The 19,892-nt window shown below is 66.4% G+C and carries 16 protein-coding genes and 2 pseudogenes; 9 read left to right on the top strand and 9 right to left on the bottom strand.

All coding sequences use genetic code 11. From position 1 onward, the window contains the following. Positions 1-79: 79 nt before the first annotated feature. Genes AC3WK8_RS30860 through AC3WK8_RS30850 form a run of 3 tightly spaced genes read left to right on the top strand, consistent with a single transcriptional unit; the run spans position 80 to position 3,675 of the window. Positions 80-1,390 (top strand): MFS transporter, encoded by a 1,311-nt coding sequence (locus AC3WK8_RS30860; protein WP_103326895.1) that lies wholly within the window; start codon positions 80-82, stop codon positions 1,388-1,390. A gap of 19 nt (positions 1,391-1,409) precedes the next feature. Then, the gene (locus tag AC3WK8_RS30855) at positions 1,410-2,639 is read left to right on the top strand and encodes a Zn-dependent hydrolase (RefSeq protein ID WP_103326897.1); all 1,230 of its coding nucleotides are present in this window, start codon (positions 1,410-1,412) and stop codon (positions 2,637-2,639) included. A 10-nt stretch (positions 2,640-2,649) separates the two neighbouring features. Then, positions 2,650-3,675 (top strand): histone deacetylase family protein, encoded by a 1,026-nt coding sequence (locus AC3WK8_RS30850; RefSeq protein WP_103326899.1) that lies wholly within the window; start codon positions 2,650-2,652, stop codon positions 3,673-3,675. Positions 3,676-3,845: 170 nt separating this feature from the next. Here the strand turns inward: AC3WK8_RS30850 and AC3WK8_RS30845 are convergent, their stop codons facing one another. Together AC3WK8_RS30845 and AC3WK8_RS30840 are read right to left on the bottom strand one after the other, a co-directional pair. Beyond that, positions 3,846-5,783 (bottom strand): amidohydrolase, encoded by a 1,938-nt coding sequence (locus tag AC3WK8_RS30845; RefSeq protein ID WP_103326901.1) that lies wholly within the window; start codon positions 5,781-5,783, stop codon positions 3,846-3,848. Positions 5,784-6,002: 219 nt separating this feature from the next. Continuing rightward, positions 6,003-6,581 carry a DUF4337 domain-containing protein gene (locus AC3WK8_RS30840; RefSeq protein ID WP_085600610.1) on the bottom strand — a complete coding sequence of 193 codons (579 nt, stop codon included), beginning with the start codon at positions 6,579-6,581 and terminating at the stop codon, positions 6,003-6,005. A 250-nt stretch (positions 6,582-6,831) separates the two neighbouring features. On the opposite strand from AC3WK8_RS30840, the gene AC3WK8_RS30835 reads away from it, so the two are divergent. From AC3WK8_RS30835 to AC3WK8_RS30825, 3 genes are read left to right on the top strand one after another with little or no spacing between them, the layout of a single operon-like run. Further along, positions 6,832-8,334 (top strand): efflux transporter outer membrane subunit, encoded by a 1,503-nt coding sequence (locus AC3WK8_RS30835; protein ID WP_103326903.1) that lies wholly within the window; start codon positions 6,832-6,834, stop codon positions 8,332-8,334. Then, positions 8,331-9,443, top strand: coding sequence for an HlyD family secretion protein (locus tag AC3WK8_RS30830; RefSeq protein WP_103326905.1), 1,113 nt, complete (start codon positions 8,331-8,333; stop codon positions 9,441-9,443). Before AC3WK8_RS30835 ends, AC3WK8_RS30830 begins: the two co-directional genes overlap by 4 nt. Then, entirely contained in the window at positions 9,436-11,022 is a 1,587-nt protein-coding gene (locus tag AC3WK8_RS30825; protein ID WP_022639862.1) for a DHA2 family efflux MFS transporter permease subunit, read from the top strand. The genes AC3WK8_RS30830 and AC3WK8_RS30825 overlap by 8 nt, the downstream gene beginning before the upstream one ends. A gap of 4 nt (positions 11,023-11,026) precedes the next feature. On the opposite strand, the gene AC3WK8_RS30820 is transcribed toward AC3WK8_RS30825, so the two are convergent. From AC3WK8_RS30820 to AC3WK8_RS30795, 6 genes and pseudogenes are all read right to left on the bottom strand, one after another. Next, positions 11,027-11,794: an AraC family transcriptional regulator gene (locus tag AC3WK8_RS30820; protein ID WP_022639861.1), complete on the bottom strand. Its 768-nt coding sequence runs from the start codon at positions 11,792-11,794 to the stop codon at positions 11,027-11,029. Positions 11,795-12,261: 467 nt separating this feature from the next. Then, positions 12,262-12,930, bottom strand: a complete 669-nt coding sequence (locus tag AC3WK8_RS30815) for an HAD family hydrolase (protein ID WP_103326907.1) — start codon at positions 12,928-12,930, stop codon at positions 12,262-12,264. 100 nt (positions 12,931-13,030) lie between these two features. Continuing rightward, on the bottom strand, positions 13,031-14,668 hold the full coding sequence (locus tag AC3WK8_RS30810; RefSeq protein ID WP_103326910.1) for a WG repeat-containing protein: 1,638 nt from the start codon (positions 14,666-14,668) through the stop codon (positions 13,031-13,033). A gap of 174 nt (positions 14,669-14,842) precedes the next feature. Next, positions 14,843-15,244, bottom strand: a complete 402-nt coding sequence (locus AC3WK8_RS30805) for a lysozyme inhibitor LprI family protein (protein ID WP_103326912.1) — start codon at positions 15,242-15,244, stop codon at positions 14,843-14,845. Positions 15,245-15,282: 38 nt separating this feature from the next. Then, positions 15,283-15,681, bottom strand: coding sequence for a GFA family protein (locus AC3WK8_RS30800; protein WP_442964165.1), 399 nt, complete (start codon positions 15,679-15,681; stop codon positions 15,283-15,285). A gap of 21 nt (positions 15,682-15,702) precedes the next feature. After that, positions 15,703-16,605: pseudogene (locus AC3WK8_RS30795) on the bottom strand (ADP-ribosylglycohydrolase family protein); the annotation flags it as partial. A gap of 131 nt (positions 16,606-16,736) precedes the next feature. On the opposite strand from AC3WK8_RS30795, the gene AC3WK8_RS30790 reads away from it, so the two are divergent. Both AC3WK8_RS30790 and AC3WK8_RS30785 read left to right on the top strand, forming a co-directional pair. Further along, a complete protein-coding gene (locus AC3WK8_RS30790) occupies positions 16,737-17,195 on the top strand; it encodes an SRPBCC family protein (RefSeq protein ID WP_022639856.1) in 459 nt (152 codons plus the stop codon). 81 nt (positions 17,196-17,276) lie between these two features. Further along, positions 17,277-18,077, top strand: coding sequence for an aminoglycoside phosphotransferase family protein (locus tag AC3WK8_RS30785; protein ID WP_085600627.1), 801 nt, complete (start codon positions 17,277-17,279; stop codon positions 18,075-18,077). Positions 18,078-18,344: 267 nt separating this feature from the next. Here the strand turns inward: AC3WK8_RS30785 and AC3WK8_RS30780 are convergent, their stop codons facing one another. Then, the gene (locus tag AC3WK8_RS30780; RefSeq protein WP_103326916.1) at positions 18,345-19,670 is read right to left on the bottom strand and encodes an aminotransferase-like domain-containing protein; all 1,326 of its coding nucleotides are present in this window, start codon (positions 19,668-19,670) and stop codon (positions 18,345-18,347) included. Between the two features lie 89 nt (positions 19,671-19,759). On the opposite strand from AC3WK8_RS30780, the pseudogene AC3WK8_RS30775 reads away from it, so the two are divergent. Continuing rightward, positions 19,760-19,892 (top strand): annotated as a pseudogene (locus AC3WK8_RS30775) (LysE family translocator); the annotation flags it as partial.

Here is a 19,892-nt window from a genome sequence, read left to right as displayed (position 1 = left end):
CACTCCACAACGGCGCCCGCAGAAGGCGCCTGCGCTGCACCGTCCTCCTGCCAGAACAACAATCAAGGGAGCCTGATCCATGTCCTCCGCCTCGCCTCAACCGCGCCGGGCCGCTGCCGCCGCGTTCATCGGCACCATGATCGAATGGTACGACTTCTACATCTACGCCACGGCCGCGGCGCTGGTATTCGGTGCCTTGTTCTTCCCCTCCAGCGACTCGCTGTTCAGCACCATGGCGGCCTTCGGCACCTTCGCCGTGGGCTTCTTCGCCCGGCCCCTGGGCGGCATCATCTTCGGCCATATCGGCGATCGCATCGGGCGCAAGAAGTCCCTGGTCATCACCTTGCTGATGATGGGCGTGGTCACGGTGTGCATCGGCCTGCTGCCGACCTACGCGCAGATCGGTGCCACGGCGCCGGTGCTGCTGGTCCTGCTGCGCATCGTCCAGGGCATCGCCGTGGGTGGCGAGTGGGGCGGGGCGGTATTGATGGCCGGCGAGCATGCGCCCAAGGGCCGGCGCAACTTCTTCGCTTCCTTTGCCCAGCTGGGCAGCCCGGCCGGGTTGATCCTCTCGCTGCTGGCGTTCAGCGCCGTGACCCGCTTGCCCGAGCAGGCCCTGATGAGCTGGGGCTGGCGCCTGCCGTTCCTGGCCAGTGCGCTGTTGCTGGTGGTGGGCCTGGCGATTCGCCTGGGGGTCGAGGAGTCGCCGGAATTCCTCGCCAGCCGCGAGCGCGCCGCCAAGGCTGCCCGCCATGAGCAGGCGCCGGTACTGGAAGTGCTGCACAGCGCCTGGCGGCCGTTGCTGCTGTGCATCGGCGCCAACACCCTGGGGATCGCCGGGGTGTACTTCACCAACACCTTCATGATCGCCTACAGCACCCAGCAGCTGCAGATTCCCCGGTCGCTGATCCTCGAGTGCCTGTTCGTGGTGGCGATCATCCAGTTCTGCATCCAGCCCCTGGCCGCCTGGGTCGCCGAGAAGATCGGCGCCACGCGTTTCCTGTGCCTGGTGGCGCTGCTGGCCATGGCCTCGCCGTACCCGATGTTCGTGCTGGTGAGTTCGGCCCAGGCGCCGCTGATGATCCTCGGCATCGCCCTGGCGGTGGTGTGCATGGCGTCCTTCTATGCGGTGATCGCCGGCTACGTCAGCGGCATGTTCGAGACCCGGGTGCGCTACACCGCGATCTCCCTGGCCTACCAGGTCTGCGGCGCTGTGGCCGGTGGCCTGACGCCCTTGATCGGCACCTGGCTGGCCCATCGTTTTCTCGGCCAATGGTGGCCGATGGCGCTGTTCTACAGCCTGATCGCCGCCGTATCGCTGCTGTGCGTGCTAGCCCTGGCGCGCCGGCACGCCGCTGCCCATCGCCTGGAAATGGCATCCCACGCCTGACTGTCTGGAGAACCTGAAGATGTTGAAGATCAATGGCGAACGCCTGTGGGCGAGCCTGATGGCCATGGCCGAGATCGGCGCCACCGCCCGTGGCGGTAGCTGCCGCCTGGCCTTGAGCGAGGAAGACAAGGCCGGTCGCGAACTGTTCGCCCACTGGTGCCGCGAAGCCGGGCTGGACCTGAGCGTCGATCCCATCGGCAACCTGTTCGCCAGGCGCCCCGGGAGAGACCCACAGGCTGCGCCGGTGATGATCGGCAGCCACCTGGACACCCAGCCCGAAGGCGGCCGTTTCGACGGGGTCTATGGGGTGCTGGCCGGGCTGGAAGTGCTGCGCAGCCTGAACGACCAGGGCATTGTCACGCGCAAGCCGCTGGAGCTGGCGGTCTGGACCAACGAAGAGGGAGCGCGCTTCACCCCGGCGATGTTCGGCTCGGCGGTGTTCACCGGGGCCATGGCCCTGGAAGCGGCGCTGGCAGTGCGCGACGCCGAGGGCATCAGTGTCGCCCAGGCTTTGCAGAGCACCGGTTATGCCGGCCAGCGGCCCTTGGGCGGGGCGGTGGATGCCTACTTCGAAGCGCATATCGAGCAGGGACCGATCCTCGAGGACAACGCCAAGAGCATCGGCGTGGTCAGTGGTGGCCAGGCCATCCGCTGGCTCGACATCGAGGTCGAAGGCATGGCCGCCCACGCCGGGACCACGCCGATGCCATTGCGCAAGGACGCCCTCTACGGTGCGGCGCAGATGATCCTGGCGGTGGAGCGACTGGCCGCCGATTTCGCTCCCGAGGGACTGACCACCGTGGGTGAGCTGAGCATCGCCAAATCCTCGCGCAACACCATTCCCGGCCTGCTGCAATTCACCGTCGACCTGCGCCATCACCAGGACCAGCAGATCGCCGCCATGGAGCAACAGGTCCAGCAGCGCCTGGAGGACATCGCCCGGCAACGGGGGCTCAAGGTACGCATCAGCCGTCACTGGGTCAGCCCGGCCACGCCGTTCGACGCCGACTGCGTGGCAGCGGTGCAGGAGGCGGTGGACGGCCTGGGCTACCCTCAGCAGTCCATCGTCAGCGGCGCCGGCCATGATGCGATCCTGCTGGCGCGTTACTGCCCGACCGCCATGGTGTTCATTCCCTGTGTCGGCGGCCTGAGCCACAACGAAGCCGAAGATGTCTTGCCCGAGGACGTGCGCCAGGGCGCCGATGTCCTGCTTAACGCCGTGCTGGCCCGTGCCGGCCGGGTCGCCTGAGGAGCCTTGCATGCGCAGTTTTTTCCACCCCGAACAATTGCTTCACCATCCCCGGAGCTATTTCTCCCGGGGCCAGATGCGCACGCCCCAGGAAGTGCCCGAGCGGGCCCGGCGCCTGGTGCAAGCGGTACACATCCTGGGTTTCGCCCTGGAGCAACCGCTGGATGCCGGCCTGCAACCCTTGCTAGCGGTGCATGGTGCGGCCTACCTGGAGTTTCTCGAACAGGCCCATCGGCGCTGGAAGGACATCCCCGAGGACTGGGGCGAAGAGGTCATGTCCAACATCTTCGTGCGTGAGCCCAATGCCCTGCGTGGTGTCCTGGCCCAGGCCGCGCGCTACCTGGCCGACGGCAGTTGCCCGGTGGGCGAGTGGACCTGGCGCTCGGCCTACTGGTCGGCCCAGAGCGCCATCGCCGGGGCCAGGGCGCTGCTCGATGGCGAACCGGCGGCCTACGCCCTGTGTCGCCCGCCGGGGCACCATGCGCGGGCCGAGGCTGCCGGTGGCTTCTGCTACCTGAACAACGCGGCCATCGCCGCCCAGGTGCTGCGGGAGCGATACAGCCGGGTCGCGGTGCTCGACACCGACATGCACCACGGCCAGGGCATCCAGGAAATCTTCTACGAGCGCAGCGACGTGCTGTATGTCTCGGTGCACGGCGACCCCACCAACTTCTACCCGGGCGTCGCCGGTTTTGCCGAGGAACGTGGCAGCGGCGCGGGCCAGGGCTACAACCTCAACCTGCCCATGGCCCACGGCGCCAGCGAAGAGGATTTCCTCGCGCGGCTGGAGCAGGCCCTGGCCGCGGTACGGGCGTTCGATGCCCAGGTGCTGGTGCTGTCCCTGGGCTTCGACATCTTCGAGCTGGACCCGCAAAGCAAGGTGGCGGTGACCCGTGCCGGCTTCGCCAGCCTGGGCCAGCGCATCCGCGGCCTGGGGCTGCCATGCCTGATCGTCCAGGAGGGCGGTTATCACCTGGAGAGCCTGGAAGACAACGCCCGGGCCTTCTTCGCCGACGCCGCGGCCTGGACCCGTTGACCGAACCCGCTGACCGGATCAGGCGCTGGTTGTGTGTTTGCCAGGGGAGCGAGTGGACGGCGCTCGCCCCTGGCTAGAGCCTTTACCTTCGCCTGAGTGTTGCCATCTGCAACGGCCCGAGTGTCCCGCAACACCATCGCCGGCGCTGCGGGAACGGGCTTGCCGAGGTGTCAGCTGGCGCTGCTGGAGTACACCCGCTGGCCGCCTTTCCAGGTCTCATGCACCTTGATGTCGCGGAGGCTAGTGGCCGGGACGTTTTCGTCCAGCGGGTCCTGCTCGAGGATCACGAAGTCGGCGAAGTTGCGCTCGGCCAGGGAGCCGGTCCAGGCTTCGGCATTGCACTGCCAGGCGGCATCGTAGGTGATGGCCTTCAGCGCTTGTTTACGCGTCAGGCACTCTTCGGGGTTGAGCACCGGCAATTGCTGTGGATCCCGTACATAGGCTGTTTGCCCAGGCAGGCGCAGGCCTTCCATCTTGCGTGTCACCGCCTGCTCCATCGAGCGCAGCGGGCCCAGCGGCGTGACCGTGCAATCGCTGTGCAGGGAGATCCGCAGATCCTTGCCCAGGGCCATCTGGCACAGGTCGAGCATGGTGTCGGCGCGATTCTCGAAGATCGCCTGCTGGAAGGCGTAGCCCCAGTAACCGACATGCCCCACCAGGAAACTGGGCGACAGCCCCAGCTTGACCATGGTCTCGAGGCGATCTTCGCTGAGCAGCGAGCAGTGTTCGATGCGGTGGCGCTTGTTCAGGCCCACACCTTGCTCGAAGGCTTTCTGGTAGGCCTGCAGGGTGAAGTCGATGGCCCGGTCGCCATTGGCGTGGATCATCAGCGGCCAGCCCTTGGCGGCGACGGCCTGGACCAGGTCCTGGTAGGCGACGGGGAGGTCTTGCGGATCCTGCTCGCCCTCATCGCAGAAGTTGAAGTTGCCCTTGGGGCGGGTACCGGCATTGCAGCAGTAGTCGGTGGTCTGGTAACCGGTCAGCCCCTGGTTGGAACCGTCCGAGACCAGCTTCACCGAGCCCTGGTACATGCGCTTGGCCTGTTCGCGGGTGGCCGCCTGATAGGCCGGTAGCTGGCTGATGCTCTTGGGCGTGCCGTTGCAGGCAGCGGCGTAGCCGATGCGCAGGGTCCGTGGATGGTTGAGGAAATAGGCATCCAGCAGCAGCTTGGAGATGGGGTCCATCATGGCGTCGTACAACAGGGTGATACCGCGCTGCGCGGCGGTGGCGAAGTAGTGCTCCAGGCGCTTGAAGATGTTGAGCATCTCCAGTTGCTGCTTGAGGGGAATGACCAGGATCGCCTTGAGCACATCCTCTTCCTGCACCGTGCCGTTAGTGACCGTGATCCCGGCCTGGGTGACCCGTTCGCTGGCGGCGCTGTTCAGGTAGGCGGTGTGCATCGAGGCGCTGACCAGCAGCATCGGGTGCAGCTTGTCGATGCTGTCCAGGTTGCCGACTTCTTCGTCGAAGCCGCAGCCCAGGGTGATGAGCTGGTTCTGGCCCCCGGGCACCACCTTGAACGGCATCAGCGCCGGATCGACCATGTGCCCGAGGATCCAGGTCGAATCGTCCTTGGGCAACCGGGCCTGGATGGTGGTCTTCAGCCAGTTCCAGTCATAGACGGGGCGCAGTCGCTGGTTCTGCCGCTCGTCGTGGTTGAAGGTTTGGCTGTCGGGGTCGGTATCCACGTCATTGACGATGGCGCCCAGGTTCAGCCAGCCATCCATGGCACAGCTCTGCACGATATGGGCGTGGGGTTCCACCAGGCCGGGGAGCAAGGTCCTGCCGCCCAGGTCTTGGGTGGTATAGGTGAGCTTCAAGTCCTGCATGCGCGCCTTGACCTCGGCCAGGGTGCCGACGGCCACCACGTCGCCGGCATGGATGCCCAGGGCCTCGACCCGATCGTCCATGTTGCCCTCGCGCAGCGGATAGATGGTGCCATTGGTGAAGACGATGGATGCGCCGTCCGGCTCTTGCAGCGGGCCATGGGCTTCGCGGGGCAGCCCGGCCATGTAGCGGGCCGGGTCGAGGCTGTGCTTCAGCGCTTCCCAGACCGGGTTGTGGCATCCGCACTGGATGTAGTCATGATCATTTCCATTTGATCCCATGATGCGTTCCTCAAGGTTCTTGGTGGTTTGAGGGGGGAAAGGTCGATGAGCCAGGAGCACAGGCAGGCACGATCCGGCTCGCGCTGAGCGTAGCAGCCGTTCGCCGGGCGGGCTGGCCCATTGCCATGAGCGGCCCGGTCCTGCGTCGGCCCGTGGCGGAATTGGTTGGGGGGCGGTTTGGCAAACGCAGGCAGCCCTCGAGGATTCCCCGGTGCGCGGCTAGATGTGCAGCCAGGCCAGCGAGCCCAGCAGCACGCTGGCCCCGGCCGTGCCATAGGCCAGGCGCGCCAGCCATTGCTTGCGGGTCAGCAGGGTGATGGCTGCCATCGAGATGGCGATCTGGATCGCCATCATGGCCTGGGCCCAGCGATGGTGCTGGTGCAAGGTGGCTTCGGATTGCTCATCCCAATCCTGGGCCTGGGCTTCCAGGGCCTCGGCCTTCAGGCGCACGGCTTCCTTTTCCTTCTGGTAGCGCTGGGCCTCGATGCTGTAGTGCTTGGCGTCGACCCCGGGGATGTGGGCTGCCAGCTCCGCGAGGTTCTGGCGGCTGGACTTGGCCTGGTAGTAGTTCCACTGGTTGGCCGCCTCGGTCTTTTTCATCGCCGCGTTGTTCTTGTCCATCGCCGCCAGGCTCTCGCTGGAGCCGGCCTGGTAGCTCAGCAAGGCACCGAGGGTGGCCATGATCGCCGTGGTGACGGCGATCTTGCTGGCGAAGCTGTCATTGCGGGCATGGGCCTGTTCGCTTACGTGTTCCACATGCTTTTCGTGGGGGCTGGGCACTTCGAAGTCTTCGGTCATGGCGATCGATCGAAAGGAGGGGAGGGAGGAGTTGCAAAGTGTATCCACGGCCCCGTGGAGCGGCTGCACTGGCGCATGTTCGTTCAGCCGGGCGACAGCCTTGGGGCAGCTTCGGGATACCAGTTCGATAGCGCAGCGCTGGACGAACGGTAGAGAATGACCATTTTGCGATAGTTAAAAGGAAGTTCTCGTTAGACGGTCGTCAGGGGCCTTCTTAAAGTTGGGTGCATCGAACCATCGAGTACCCCTCATGCCTATTCATCGTGGGCCCGTGCTGGCCCTGTGCGCCCTGCTGGGCGCCTGTAGCGTCGGCCCGCAACGGCCGCCGAACACCACCTTGCAGCTGCCCGCCACGTCAGCCGCGGCCCCGGAGCCCGACGACCAGTGGTGGCGGTTGTACCGGGACCCGGCGCTGAACGCCGCCGTGCAGGAAGCCCTGGGGCAGAACCGCGAGCTGCGGGTGGCGGCGGCCAACCTGCTGCAAGCCAAGGCCCTGCTGCGTGAAGCCGATAGCCTGGACCAGCCGCAGACCCGGTTGTCGGCCAACACTGGCTACGGCAGCACCGCGGATGACCAGTTGGAGGCGGCGCTGGGCGACAGCCGGCGAATCCGCACCGGCACCCGCTCCGGCATCGGCCTGGACGTGCAGTGGGAGATGGACCTGTTCGGACGCCTGCAAGGGCTGGAGCAGGCGGCCCGGGCCGATGCCGAAGCCGCCAGGGCCGCCGAGGATGGCCTGCGGGTGGTGGTGGCCGCCGAAACCACCCGCGCCTGGTTGCAAGCCTGCAGCTATGGCCAGCGCCTGGATGTGGCGCGCCAGTCCCTGGCACTGGTGGAGCAGGGGCGCGACCTGACCGCCGAACTGCATCGTTCCGGTGCCGCTCTGCCCCTGGACGTGGCCCGGGCCGAGGGCCTGGTGGGCCAGGTGCGCGCTGCCGTGCCGCCGTTGGAGGCCGGGCGCCAGCGGGCCCTGGCCGAGCTGGCGGTACTGCTGGGGCGCCTGCCAGGGGATGTGCCGGTCCAGGCGCAAGCCTGTCGCCAGGCGCCGGCGCTGATTGCCAGCCTGCCCGGTGGCGATGCCCTGGCCATGCTGCGCCGGCGCCCCGATGTGCGCCAGGCCGAGCGCCGGCTGGTAGCGGCCACGGCGCGTATCGGTGTGGCTCGGGCCGATCTCTATCCACGGATCAGCCTCGGCGCGGGGATCGCCAGTTCGGCCCATCATCCCAGCGGTTTCGACGAGCGCGACGCCTCGGTCTGGCGCCTGGGCCCGCTGCTGTCCTGGAGCTTTCCCAACTTCACCGCGGTGCGTGCCCGCATCGCCCAGGCCGATGCCCGGGAAAGCGCGGCACTGGCCGAGTTCGACCGCAGCATCCTCGGGGCTCTCAAGGAGCAGCGCCAGGCCCTGAACGACTACCAGGCCGCCGGCCAACGCCAGCAAGACCTGCAGCTGGCGGCCGAGCGCAACCAGGAGGCCCTGCGCCTGGCCGGCCTGGCCCGGGCTGCCGGGGCCTCCAGCGCCCTGGACTACCTCGATGCCCAGCGCACCGACGTGGCCTCCCGGGCTGCCGCGGCGCGGGCCGATGCCCAATTGATCGACAGCCAGGTCCTGCTGTTCAAGGCCTTCGGTGGCGGTTGGCGCGAGGCCCCGCCGGTGATCCTGCCCAAGGTGGAGCCTGGGCGCCGCGCATTGTCCCCTCGCAGCTCTTGGTTGCGAGCTTCTTCCCTTCCAGCCACTGGCGAGTCCCCGCAATGACCGATACCGCTACCACCCCCGTTCCCGCTGTCCCCGGCCTGACCCGGCGCCGCCTGGCGTTGTATGCGGGGCTGACCCTGGGCCTGTTGTCGATCCTGGCCTGGAGCTTGTACTGGTGGTTCGACGGCCGGTTCCTGGTGGCGACCGACGATGCCTACCTGCGGGCCGATATCGTCACCATCGCGCCCCGGGTGGCCGGTTACCTGGCCAGCGTCGAGGTGCGTGACAACCAAGCGCTCGAGGCTGGCGACCTCTTGGCCCGGATCGACGACAGCGACTATTCGGCCCGGGTCGAGCAGGCCGAGGCGATGCTGCGCGAGGCCCGCGCCGAATGGCGCACCGGGCAAGCCCGGGTGGCCAACCTGCAGGCGCGCCAGCAACAACAGCAAAGCTTGATCGACGAGGCCCGGGCCCGGGTCGGCGCCGCCGAGGCCGAGGCCTTGCGCGCCGGCCAGGAAGACCGCCGGCAACGGCACCTGGCCAGCCAGCAGGTCAGCAGCGTGCAGCAACTGGAAAGCGCCGATGCCCTGGCGCGCCAGGCCGATGCCGCGCTGGTCGCCGCCCGCGCCAACCTGGCTGCACGGCGCCAGCAGGTGGCGGTGCTCGATACCGAGCAGCAAAGTACCCGGGCCCAGCTGGACAAGCTCGAGGCCGGCGTCGCCCGCAGCGATGCCCAACTGCGCCTGGCCCGTATCGACCTGGCCCGTACCGAGCTGCGCAGCCCGGTGGCCGGGATTGCCGGGCAACGCACCTTGCGCGCGGGGCAGTATGTGGAAGTCGGCGCGCCGCTGCTCGCGGTGGTGCCCCGGGAGGCCTACGTGGTGGCCAACTACAAGGAAACCCAGGTCCAGGGCATGCGTCCCGGGCAGGCGGCACGGGTCGAGGTCGACGCCCTGGGGGGCCAGGTGCTCACCGGGCGGGTGGACAGCTTCGCCCCGGCCTCCGGTGCGCAATTCGCCTTGCTGCCGCCGGACAACGCCACCGGCAACTTCACCAAGATCGTGCAGCGCATGCCGGTGCGCATCCACCTGGATCCCGGGCAGCCGCGCCAGGCCGAGCTGCGCCCGGGCATGTCGGTGGTGGTGACCGTGGATACCCGCCATGACTAGTGCCCAACGCGTGGCCGAACCAGCGGCCGAGACAGCGCCAACGATCAGCCTGCGCACCTGGGTCGCGGTGCTGGGCAGCGTGGTCGGCTGCTTCATGGCCGGGATGAACGTGCATGTGACCAACGCGTCGCTGCCGGACGTGCGCGGTTCCCTGGGCGCCACCTTCGAGGAGGGCTCGTGGATCACCACGGCCTACCTGGTGGCCGAGATCATCATCATCCCCATGACCGGCTGGCTGGTCTCGGTGTTTTCCATGCGCCGGGTGCTGATGGTCGGCACCGCCGGCTTCGTGCTGTTCTCCATCGCCTGTTCCCTGGCGCCGAACATCCACGCCCTGATCCTGGCGCGGGTGCTGCAAGGAGCCTTTGGCGGCGTACTGATTCCGTTGTCGTTCCAACTGATCGTCACCGAGCTGCCGGCGGCCCGCCATCCCCTGGGCATGGCGCTGTTCGCGGTGGCCAACAACGTCGCCCAGGCGGCGGGCCCGTCCTTGGGCGGCTGGCTCACGGATGCTTATTCCTGGCGCTGGATCTTCTACCTGCAAGTGCCGCCGGGGTTGTTGCTGTTGGCGGCCATCGGCTGGTCGGTGCGCCCGCAGCCCATGGTCCTGGAGAAGCTGCGCCAGGGCGACTGGGGTGGTATCGCGAGCATGGCGGTGGGCCTGGCGGCCTTGCAGATCATGCTGGAGGAGGGCGGGCGCCATGACTGGCTGGCCTCGTCGTTCATCGTCAACTGCGCGCTGCTGGCCTGTGTCGGCCTGCTGGCCTTCACGGTCATCGAACTGCGTCGCCCACAGCCACTGATCAACCTGCGGCTGCTGGCCCGCTACAACTTCGGCATCGCCAGCCTGATGCAATTCACCTTCGGTGCGGTGGTGTTCGGCGTGGTGTTCCTGGTGCCCAACTACTTCGCCGAGATCCACGGCTACAACGCCCGGCAGATCGGCCTGATGATGATTCCCTACGGCCTGGTGCAGTTCGCCATGTCCTTCGCTACGCCGCACCTGATGCGCTGGACGAGCGCGCGGACCATCATCGTCGCCGGCTTTGCCATCACCGGCATCGGTTGCCTGATGAACATGCACCTGAACCCCGATGCCTCGGTCAACGTCATAGTGCCGTCGCTGGTGATCCGTGGCATCGGCCAGTCACTGGTGGTGGTGGCACTGGGGGTGATGGCCATCCAGGGTATGGAAAAGGACCAGGTGGGCTCTGCCTCGGGGCTGTTCTCCATGGTGCGCAACGTCGGTGGCGCCATCGGCATCGCCCTGTCCAGCCAGGTGGTGGTGGAGCGTGAGAAGTTCCATGGCCAGCGCATCGGCGAGTCGGTGAACCTGTTTGCCCAAGCCACCCAGGAGCGCCTGGTGGAGTGGGTGCGGATGCTCGCCCAGGCACCGCTGGACTACGCCAGCGCGTTGCATTCGGCGGCGGCCGCGCCCCTGCGCCGACAGGCCCTGGAACTGATGAACCGAGTGCTGCACCGCGACGCCTTGTTGCTGGCCTACAGCGATGCCTTCCTGCTGGCCGGGGCGGCGATGTTGCTGTGCGTACTGGCCGGATTGCTGCTGCGCCGGGCCTGAGCGCTCAGCGATAGAACTCCGATGGCGGGGTGCCGAACTGGCGCTTGAAGGCGGCGGCGAAGGCACTCTGGCTGTCGTAGCCGTGTTGCAGGGCCACCTGCACCACCGGCATGCCCTGGGCCAGGCACTCCAGGGACATCAACAACCGCGCCTGCTGGCGCCAGCGGCCGAAGGTAATGCCGGTGTGGCGCTGGAACTGGCGGTGGAAGGTCTTGGCGCTCATGGCCAGGCGGTCGCTCCATTGCTCGGCGGTGCGGTTGTCCGCCGGGTCGTCGGCCAGGGCCTGGCAGACGTGGAGCATGCGTGGCTCCTGGGGCCAGGGCAGGCTGAACGGCAGCACCGGCAGCGAGCGCATCTCATCGAGGATCAAGCGCATCAGGCGGCCGTCGCGGCTGTCGGCCTGGTAGTGCTCATCGACCTGGGACGCGGCCAGGATCAACTCTCGCAGCAAGGGCGAGACTTCGATCACGCAGTCGTTCTCGGGCAAACCGCTGATGGCGTCGACATTGACGAACAGGCTGCGCATGCGCACCGCGCCGCGCATGCGCACCCGATGCTCGACCCCGGCCTGCAGCCAGACCCCACGACTGGGCGGCACCACCCAGCGTCCGGACTGGGTGTCGATCACCAGCACACCTTCGATGGCATAGGCCAACTGCGAACGGGGATGGCTGTGGGAGGGGATCACGTGGCCGTTGGGATAATCCACGGCAATGCTGGTGACTGGCACCGCCAGGCTATCGATGGACGAAACCACAAGCAGGTCGGACATGGGACGGGGTGTCTCCGGCAACAGGGACGAGGGCGTCCATCATAAGGCCGGATGTCTAATTCGCGATAACAAAAGCCTGTTTAGCTGATTAGTTGCAGCAGAGCCGTTGCTTGAGTCCAGGGCAAAAAAAAGCCCACCAGGGGCGGGCCAAATGGGATTCGTTAAGGAGTGGCCCCAATCTACGGGCGTCGAGGTGAAAGGGCCGTGAAAAAAAGGTCGCGCCCAAGAAAAAACGCCTTAGTTTTTTCCACAATCCCACAACCTTTTCGGATTTATCCGATAGGGCCATCCCCGGCGCCTCCGTAACATGGCCACCTGCTCGCCCAGCCAAAGGGGGGCTTCGACTTAAGATGCCATGGTCGAAGTGATGGGCGAGCACCCTTTCCTCCCTTCCCCTGGCCGCTTCCTCTCCTGTCTCCTTTACCTGCTATCTCCCGACCCTTTGCAGTATTGCCGAGGACCGTGCTTCAGGCCGGCTGTTCGAGCCGTCGATGAATCTCGGCCCATAACTGCGGATCGTCGAAGTCGCGGATCACCCGATGGGCACCGGCATCCAGCAAAGTCTCGGTCCGCTGGCTGGTGGCCAGGCCGAAGGTGCAGATGCCGGCGCCCACCGCTGCTTTCAACCCGGGGACCGAGTCTTCGAAGGCCAGCGCCTGGCCGGCCGTGGCATCCAGGGCTTGCAGGCCGCGCAGGTAGGGCAGGGGATCGGGCTTGGCCCGGGGCAGTTCCTCGGCCACCAGTACGATCGGCAGGCGTTGGCTCAGGCCCAGGGCCTGGAGCATGTGTTCGGCATTGGCCCGGGGCGCGTTGGTCACCACGCAGGTGCCGATGCCTTGTTGCTCGGCGAAGTCCAGCAGGCGCAGGAGGCCGGGGATCGGCGTCAGTTGCGGGGAGAGTTGGCGAAAGCGCTGCTCCTTGCGCTCGGCGAAGGCTTCGTGTTCGGCCACGCTACGCTCGGGGAACAGGTAACGGCACATGTTGGCGTTGGCCTGGCCACTGACATGGGCCATGAATTGCGCGTGGCTGAAGACCCGCTGCTCTTCCTCCAGCAGCAGTTGTTGCAGGGCCAGCAGGTGCAAGGCGTCGGTGTCGGTCAGGGTGCCGTCGAGGTCGAAGAGCAAAGCGTTGAGCATGGGAGACAGTTCCTGTCGGGCCCATCCGGGCCTGTTGGCTGAATCGATCAAGCCCGCATCCTAGCAGGCTTGATCGCAGCCGTGGCCGCTCGGGCCGGGCTCAGCCTTCGGCTGGGCCGTCGTCGTCAGGCTGTGGGCAGTGATCCTGCGGATTGGTTGGCCACAGCACCTTGCCCTGGCCATCGAGGACCTGCTCGGCGCCACAGTCGACCTGGGTCACCTGGAAGCTCGGGGTGCCGTCCAGGCGGTACAGCGCCTTGAGGCTGCGGGTCTGGTCGTCGCCCACGCCTTCCACGGCGTAACCGAAGATCGCCCCACGAGCTTCATCGACCACCAGTTCCTGCCACTTGCTGGAAATCAGGCGCTTGCCCTTCAGGTCCAGCAACGCCACGGTCGCCAGCGGCGAAGTGTCTTCGCTGGCCAGCAGGTAGTGACCGGTGCTGTCCAGGCGGATGTCCACGTACTGGCCCGGCTCCATCAGCACCTTGCCGCTAGCGTCCATCAGGCCGACGGTGGCGATCTTGGTGGCTTCGCCGAACAGGGTGACCGGCTTGGTCGGGCTGTCGGGCGTGCTGAAGACGAACAGCTCGGGAGTGATCGCGCCAATGTTGCTGTAGGTCGGCTTGAACAACTCGACGCCCTTGTCCACATCGAAGATGCCGAAGGTCGCGGTGAAGGCGCTTTGCAGCACGCCGACCTGGTTCAGCCCCGGGACCTGGGGGAACAGGCCCAGAGGACTGAAGCCCGCTGGTTCCGCCGAGTCGTATACCGGCTGCACCTTCCATTGGCCCTGCGGGTCGATCATGCCGATCTTGCCGTGCTCGCCTTCGGCGGCCTGTGCGGTGACCAGCGCGCCCTGCTGGCCGAACACTTCGCAGGTGCTGAACCGGGCCTGGATCACGACCTTGCCTTGCAGGTCGAGGTAGCCGCATGGAGTGTCGTATTTTTCCCGGAAGGCCACGCGGTTTTCGCCGGGTACCCCAAGCCAGTAGTAGCGGGCAGGATCCACCAGGCGGGCCTGGGCATCGGCCAGGGACTTGCCCTGTTCGTTGCTGACCACCAGATGTTCATTGGCGGCGCTGTCGATACTGTCGAACTCGACCTGCTTCTGCTCGTGGGTCTTGAGGTTGAACGCCCATTTTTCTTCGCCGCGTTCGGCGGTCATCCACCAGCCACGCTTGGCAAAGTCGTCGCGCACCACGCTGCTGTCATACAGCGCCTGGGTCAGCTCCTGGCCCTTGGCATCCAGCAGGCCACGTTTCTCGTTCAGCTCATAGACGATGAAGTCGTCCTGGCCGCCCACGTACAAGTCGTCGAAGCGCGGTGGCTGCACCTGCTTGCCGCTCTGGTCGATGATGCCCAGCTTGTCGTCCTGGCCAAAGCCGAAGTAGCCGGGGGTCAATGGCCGCAGGTCGTCGGTGAAGTTGGCCAGCAGGATCTGCTTGCCGTCGGCGCTGGCCAGGTTCCAGGTCCCGTCCTTGGCGAACAGGAAGCTCTTGTCCAGGGGCAGGGTGACCACCGCGTCGTAGTCGTTGTCGGCGCCGACCAGCACTGCGCCGTTCTGGTCCAGCACTGCGCATTCGCCGTTGGCGCACACCGGGATCACCATGGCGGCAGGTGCCGGGGCGAGCGCGGCAGCCACGGTCTTGGGACTGGATTCTTCCTTGCATCCGGTCAGGGCCAGAGCAGACAACGAGAGGATCAGCGAGCCGAGACGGGCGCTGGCGCTTCTATCCATGAACAAAGGTTCCTTTGCAATAGGGGGAAATTGCACTGCCTGCGCAAACGGCCAGGCAGGGCGGGGTGATTCTGCGGCGGCGACGGAGAAATGCAAGGTCCAATTGCAAAGAAAACCACCGGTACAGCGTGCCGCGCCGGGCCACATTCCCGCGAGGCTGGAGACCGGCGCCCGCTACAGCCCCAGCACCGGACAGCTCAAGTCACCTTCCTCGCACTTCAGGTAGTTCTTGAAGTTCTCCACCCGGACCTTGGTCAGTGCGGTCATGCACTGGCTGTAGGCCAGCGGATAAAGACTGCCACCTTCCACGCCGGAGGTGGCGTAGCCGCACTCGGCATCGCGGAACGCTACCCAGGCGCGCTGGGCGCCAACCAACCGCTGCTTGGTTTGCGCCTGGTTCTTCAGGCCCTGGCTGATCTGTTGGTACAGGCTGTTCAACTCCTTGTCCGCAGTCTGGTACTCGAGGCTGGCGCACTGGCTCAGGGCGGCTTGGTCGGGAGCGTCGCTGCACTCGCCGGCATGGGCCAATGGCGCCAGCAGCATGGGCGCAAGGAACAGGATCAGGGTTGGGCGCATGGAAGTTCTCGCAATCGGTCAGTGGGAAGAATCGCAGTCTAGTCGCGGCCGGGTTGCCACTCGGGCCAGCTGTCCAGGCCTGCATGGGCCAGCCAAGGCACATCGTGGCAGGTCCAGATATGCATCTGCGGCGTCTGCCCCGGATCATCGTCCAGGGTCGCTACCCGCAGGATCACATGGGGTTGTCCTGCACGTTCAGCTAGAAGGTGGGAACCGCAGACCGAGCAGAAGTGCCGCAGCTTGCCGGGGGACGATTCGTAGCTGCTCAGGTGTTCCCGGCCACACAGCCAGCGGAAGTGCTCGCGCATTACCCCGGCTGTGGAGGCAAAGGCAGCGGCGTGGGCCTTGCGGCAGGTCTGGCAATGGCAGTGGCCGATGGGCATGTCCAGGCGCTCGACCTGGTATTGCACGGCCTTGCACAGGCAACTGCCGTGCAACGGCCGGGCGGGCGCTTGGCGTTGGGCGGCGGCCAGCAGGTCATCGGCCATGGCCCGGATCTCCTGGCCCATGTGCAGCTTGGCCAGCCAGTGCCCGGGTATGCCCTGGATGCCGTAGAAGGCTCCGGCCAGTTGGCCGACGATGGCGGCGGTGGTGTCGGCATCGTCCCCCAGGTTGGCCGCGGCCAGCACCGCATCGGCGTAGTTGTCGCTGTGCTGGAAGCACCACAACGCGGCTTCCAGGGAGTCCACGCAATAACCGTTGCCGCGAATCTCTTCGCGGGCCTTGCTCAGGTAGCTGCCACGAGCCAGGGTCGCCACCTTGGCTTGCTCGAACTGTATGTCCTCCACCACCTGCAGCTCCTGCTTGGAGGCGCCGGCCAGGGCCCTGGCGATCAGGCTGGCGAACAGCTGGCAGCATTCGATGGCCTCGGCGGCGCCATGGGTGGTGCGCGAGCTGTCGCCGGCGAACTGCCGGACCCGGCCCAGGTCGGGGTAGAAGAACAGCACCACCGGCGCCAGGCGCATCAGCGAACCGTTGCCGGCGGTATAGGGATCGCTGGAACCGGCGAAGGGCTGGCCATGCTCCTGGTAGTCGGCCAGGGCCTGGCGCACGGTCATGCCGATGTCGAAGCATTCGCCGGTGGCGCTCAGATAACCCCACTGCCACCAGTTCAGGTAGCGGCCCATCTGGTCGGCGGCATCGAATCCGTCCTTGCGCAGCAGGCTTTCCCCCAGGCACAGGGCCATCGAGGTGTCGTCGGTCCACTGGCCGGGCTTGAGGTTGAACGGTCCGCCACCTTGCAGGTCAGTAACGGGTGGGAAGGTGCCGCGGGGCTTGAATTCGACACTGGTGCCGACGGCATCGCCGCAGGCCAGGCCCAGCAGGCTGCCGCGATAGCGGTCGAGGAGGGCGAGGGGCATAGCAGGTCCTTTGCGAAAGCGTTGGGTGGGTGACATTAGCATTTTTATCCAGGGCCGCCGGGTCGCTCCGCAAGCAACTGACGGTTGCGCTGGACCCAGGGCGGTCTAGTGTTGATCACTGGAGGTGGCTTATGAATTCTTCAGATCGTATCGAACGCAAAGTGCTGCTCCAGGCCAGTACGTCGCAGGTCTGGGCCGCGTTGAGCGAGGCCCAGAGCTTCGGTCGCTGGTTCGGCGTGACGCTCGCCGGCCAGCATTTCGCCCCGGGCCAACAGGCCCGTGGCGCCATCACTTACCCCGGCTACGAACACCTGGTGCTGGAGTTGCAGGTGCAGCAGATGCTGCCCGAGGAGCTGTTCTCCTTCCGTTGGCACCCTTACGCCGTGGAGCCGGGTCATGACTACTCGAACGAGCCCACCACCCTGGTGTGCTTCGAGCTGGACGAGCACCCCGAAGGCACCTTGCTGCGGGTCAGTGAGTCGGGGTTCGACGCCATTCCCGCCGAACGCCGGCTCAAGGCCTTTCGCATGAACAGCCGCGGTTGGGACGAGCAGATGGCCAATATCGAGAACTACCTGCGCCAGCAATGATTGCCGGGCTGCCAACCTTGCGCAGGTGCCCGGCGCCGTTTGAAACTTGCAGCTTGTCGCTGGTCGCTCGGAGCTGCTGTTGTGTTTGCAACCTACATTGAACGCTGGCGCCTGCTGGCCGATGGCGAACCCATCGTCACCCCCGGCAGTCGCCTGTTGCCGGTGCGCCTGGAGACTGGCGCCCCGGCGATGCTGAAGATCGCCCTGGATGAAGACGAACAAGCCGGCAACCGGTTGATGGCCTGGTGGGATGGCGAGGGCGCGGCGCGGGTACACGCCCAGCAAGACGTTGCCCTGCTGATGGAGCGGGCCATGGGGCCGGGGTCGCTGATGCGCATGGCCCTGGCTGGCGAGCACGATGCGGTGAGCCGGATCGTTTGCGCCACCCTGGCGCGCCTGCATGCGCCGCGGCCTGAACCCCGGCCACCCTTGCTGGCGCTGGACCACTGGTTCAAGGACCTGCGCGAGGCGGCGCAGCACCAGGGTGGCTTGTTCGTCGAGAGCCTGGCCATGGCCGATCATTTGCTCGCCACGCCTCGGGATGAAGTGGTGCTGCACGGCGATGTGCACCACGACAACGTGCTGGATTTCGCCGAGCGTGGCTGGCTGGTGATCGATCCCAAGCGGGTTCGTGGCGAACGCTGTTTCGATTTCGCCAACCTGATCTGCAATCCGGACCTGCCCAGCGCTACCGATCCCCTGCGTTTCGAGCGCCAGGTACAGGTAATCGCCGAAGCGGCCAACCTGGAACCCCGGCGGCTGGTGCAGTGGGTGCTGGCCTTCAGTGGCCTGTCTGCCGCCTGGTTCCTCCAGGACGATCATCAACTCGGTGTCCGCCACCAATTGCAGCTGGCGGCCCTGGCGATTCAGGCGCTGGCATGATGGCCTAAGGGATTGCCTAGGTGTGCTGTAGCCAATTTCCTACACGCGCTGTATTTCAATGCGCCTTCTGCCTACCCGGGTGCGTGTTTAATATCTCTTCCCACAACTGCAGCGCAGGACGCGCTTCAGGATCACGGAAGATCGACCATTAGCACGGATGCTGCAGACAGGATGTCATGATGGTCTTGAAAGAAACCCGCTTCGGCGGGTTTTTTTTCGCCCGGGTTTTCATGTGTCCGGAGCTCGCAACGGCCAGGCTCCGGTCGGTCAACGGGTAACTTCGCTGTGCACCTTGTGCAGCGCTTGTTCCAGCAGCGCCAGGCTGATCGAACCCAGGGCCAGGCGCAACGCCTGGGGCGTGTGGGTCGTGGTGGCGAAGGGATCTGCCGAGGTCACGGTCACTTTCTGCCGGGCCAGGGCCGCCACCACGCTGTCGGCCCGGCGCCCTTCCTCCAGCTTCAACCAGAGAAAGTAGGACGAAGGGTTGGCCAGGTAATCGCAGCCTTGCAGCACCCTGGCAGCCAGTTGCTGGCGTTGGCGGGCGTCGTGGCGCTTCTGCTCTTCCAGGTTGTCCACCAGCCCCGATTCGATCCACAGGCAACCCAGGGTCACGGTCAGGGTCGGGGTGCTCCAGCTGGACACTCGAATCGCTCGTTCCAGGGCCGGGATCAACGTCGGGGGCGCGACGATGAAACCGATGCGCAGCCCCGAGGCGACGCTCTTGGACAAACCCGAGATGTACAAGGTGCGCTCCGGCGCCAGGGTCTGCAGTGGTGGCGGCGCCGGTTCGGCGAGAAAGGCATAGGCCCCGTCCTCGATCAGCCAGAAGTCATGCTCGCGGGCCAGTTGCACCAGGCGCTGGCGCTGGGCCAGGGGCAGCACCGTGCCCAGGGGATTGTGCAGGGTAGGCATGCAGTACAGCGCGCGCACCGGCCGCCGGCGACACAGCTCTTCCAAGGCGTCGAGGTCGGTCAGGCCATCGATCTGCGGCAGGGGTTCCAGGTCCAGGCGGTGGACCAGGGCCAGGCTCTTGAGGCCCGGGTAGGTCAGGGCGTCCACCGCCATGACATCCCCGGGCCGCAGCAGCGCCAGCAGGCTGACCGCCAGCCCCTGCTGGGCGCCATTGACGATCAGCACCTGCTCGGCGCCGACGCGGATCTCGCGATTGCGCAGGTGCCGGGCCGCGGTCTGGCGTTCATGCAGGCGCCCGCCCTGGGGAGCGGAATGCAGCAGGGCATCCAGGTCGCCGGAGGCGGCGATGGCCCGCAGGCCCTCACGCAGGCTCTGTTCCTGGCCGGGCAGGGCCGGGTAGTTGAAGGACAGGTCCACCTCGCAGTCCTTGGCCGGTTGCTGCTCCAGGCCCATCCCCCGGGACAGGCTGCTGTCGCGCACGAAGGTCCCGCGCCCGGCCTCGCCCACCACCAGGCCAATGGCTTCCAGCTCCTGGTAGACCCGCAAGGCGGTGGCCAGGGCTACCCGCTCCCTGGCCATCAGCGCCCGGACCGTGGGCAACTGGGTGCCGGGCGGCAATTGCCCGGCACGAATGCGCAGGGCGAAATCATCGACGATGGCCTTGTAGCGAGTGCGGCGCATTGCTGGGCTCCCGGTGTATCTAGAACAGTTTTTTGTTTGTATCAGGAAGGGCTCCTAATCTACCGGTTTTCCCGCAGGAGCGCGCAAGCATGCCGGACTGGACGACCCTATCGATCTTCATCGGTGCCGTACTGTTGTTGCTGTTGTCACCGGGGCCGAACATGGCCTTCGTCATCAGCCAGGGCATGGCCTATGGCTGGCGGGGAGGGGTCGCGTCGGGGC

The organism is Pseudomonas sp. FW507-12TSA, from assembly GCF_058781435.1.
This window is presented reverse-complemented; position numbering and strand designations above follow the sequence as displayed.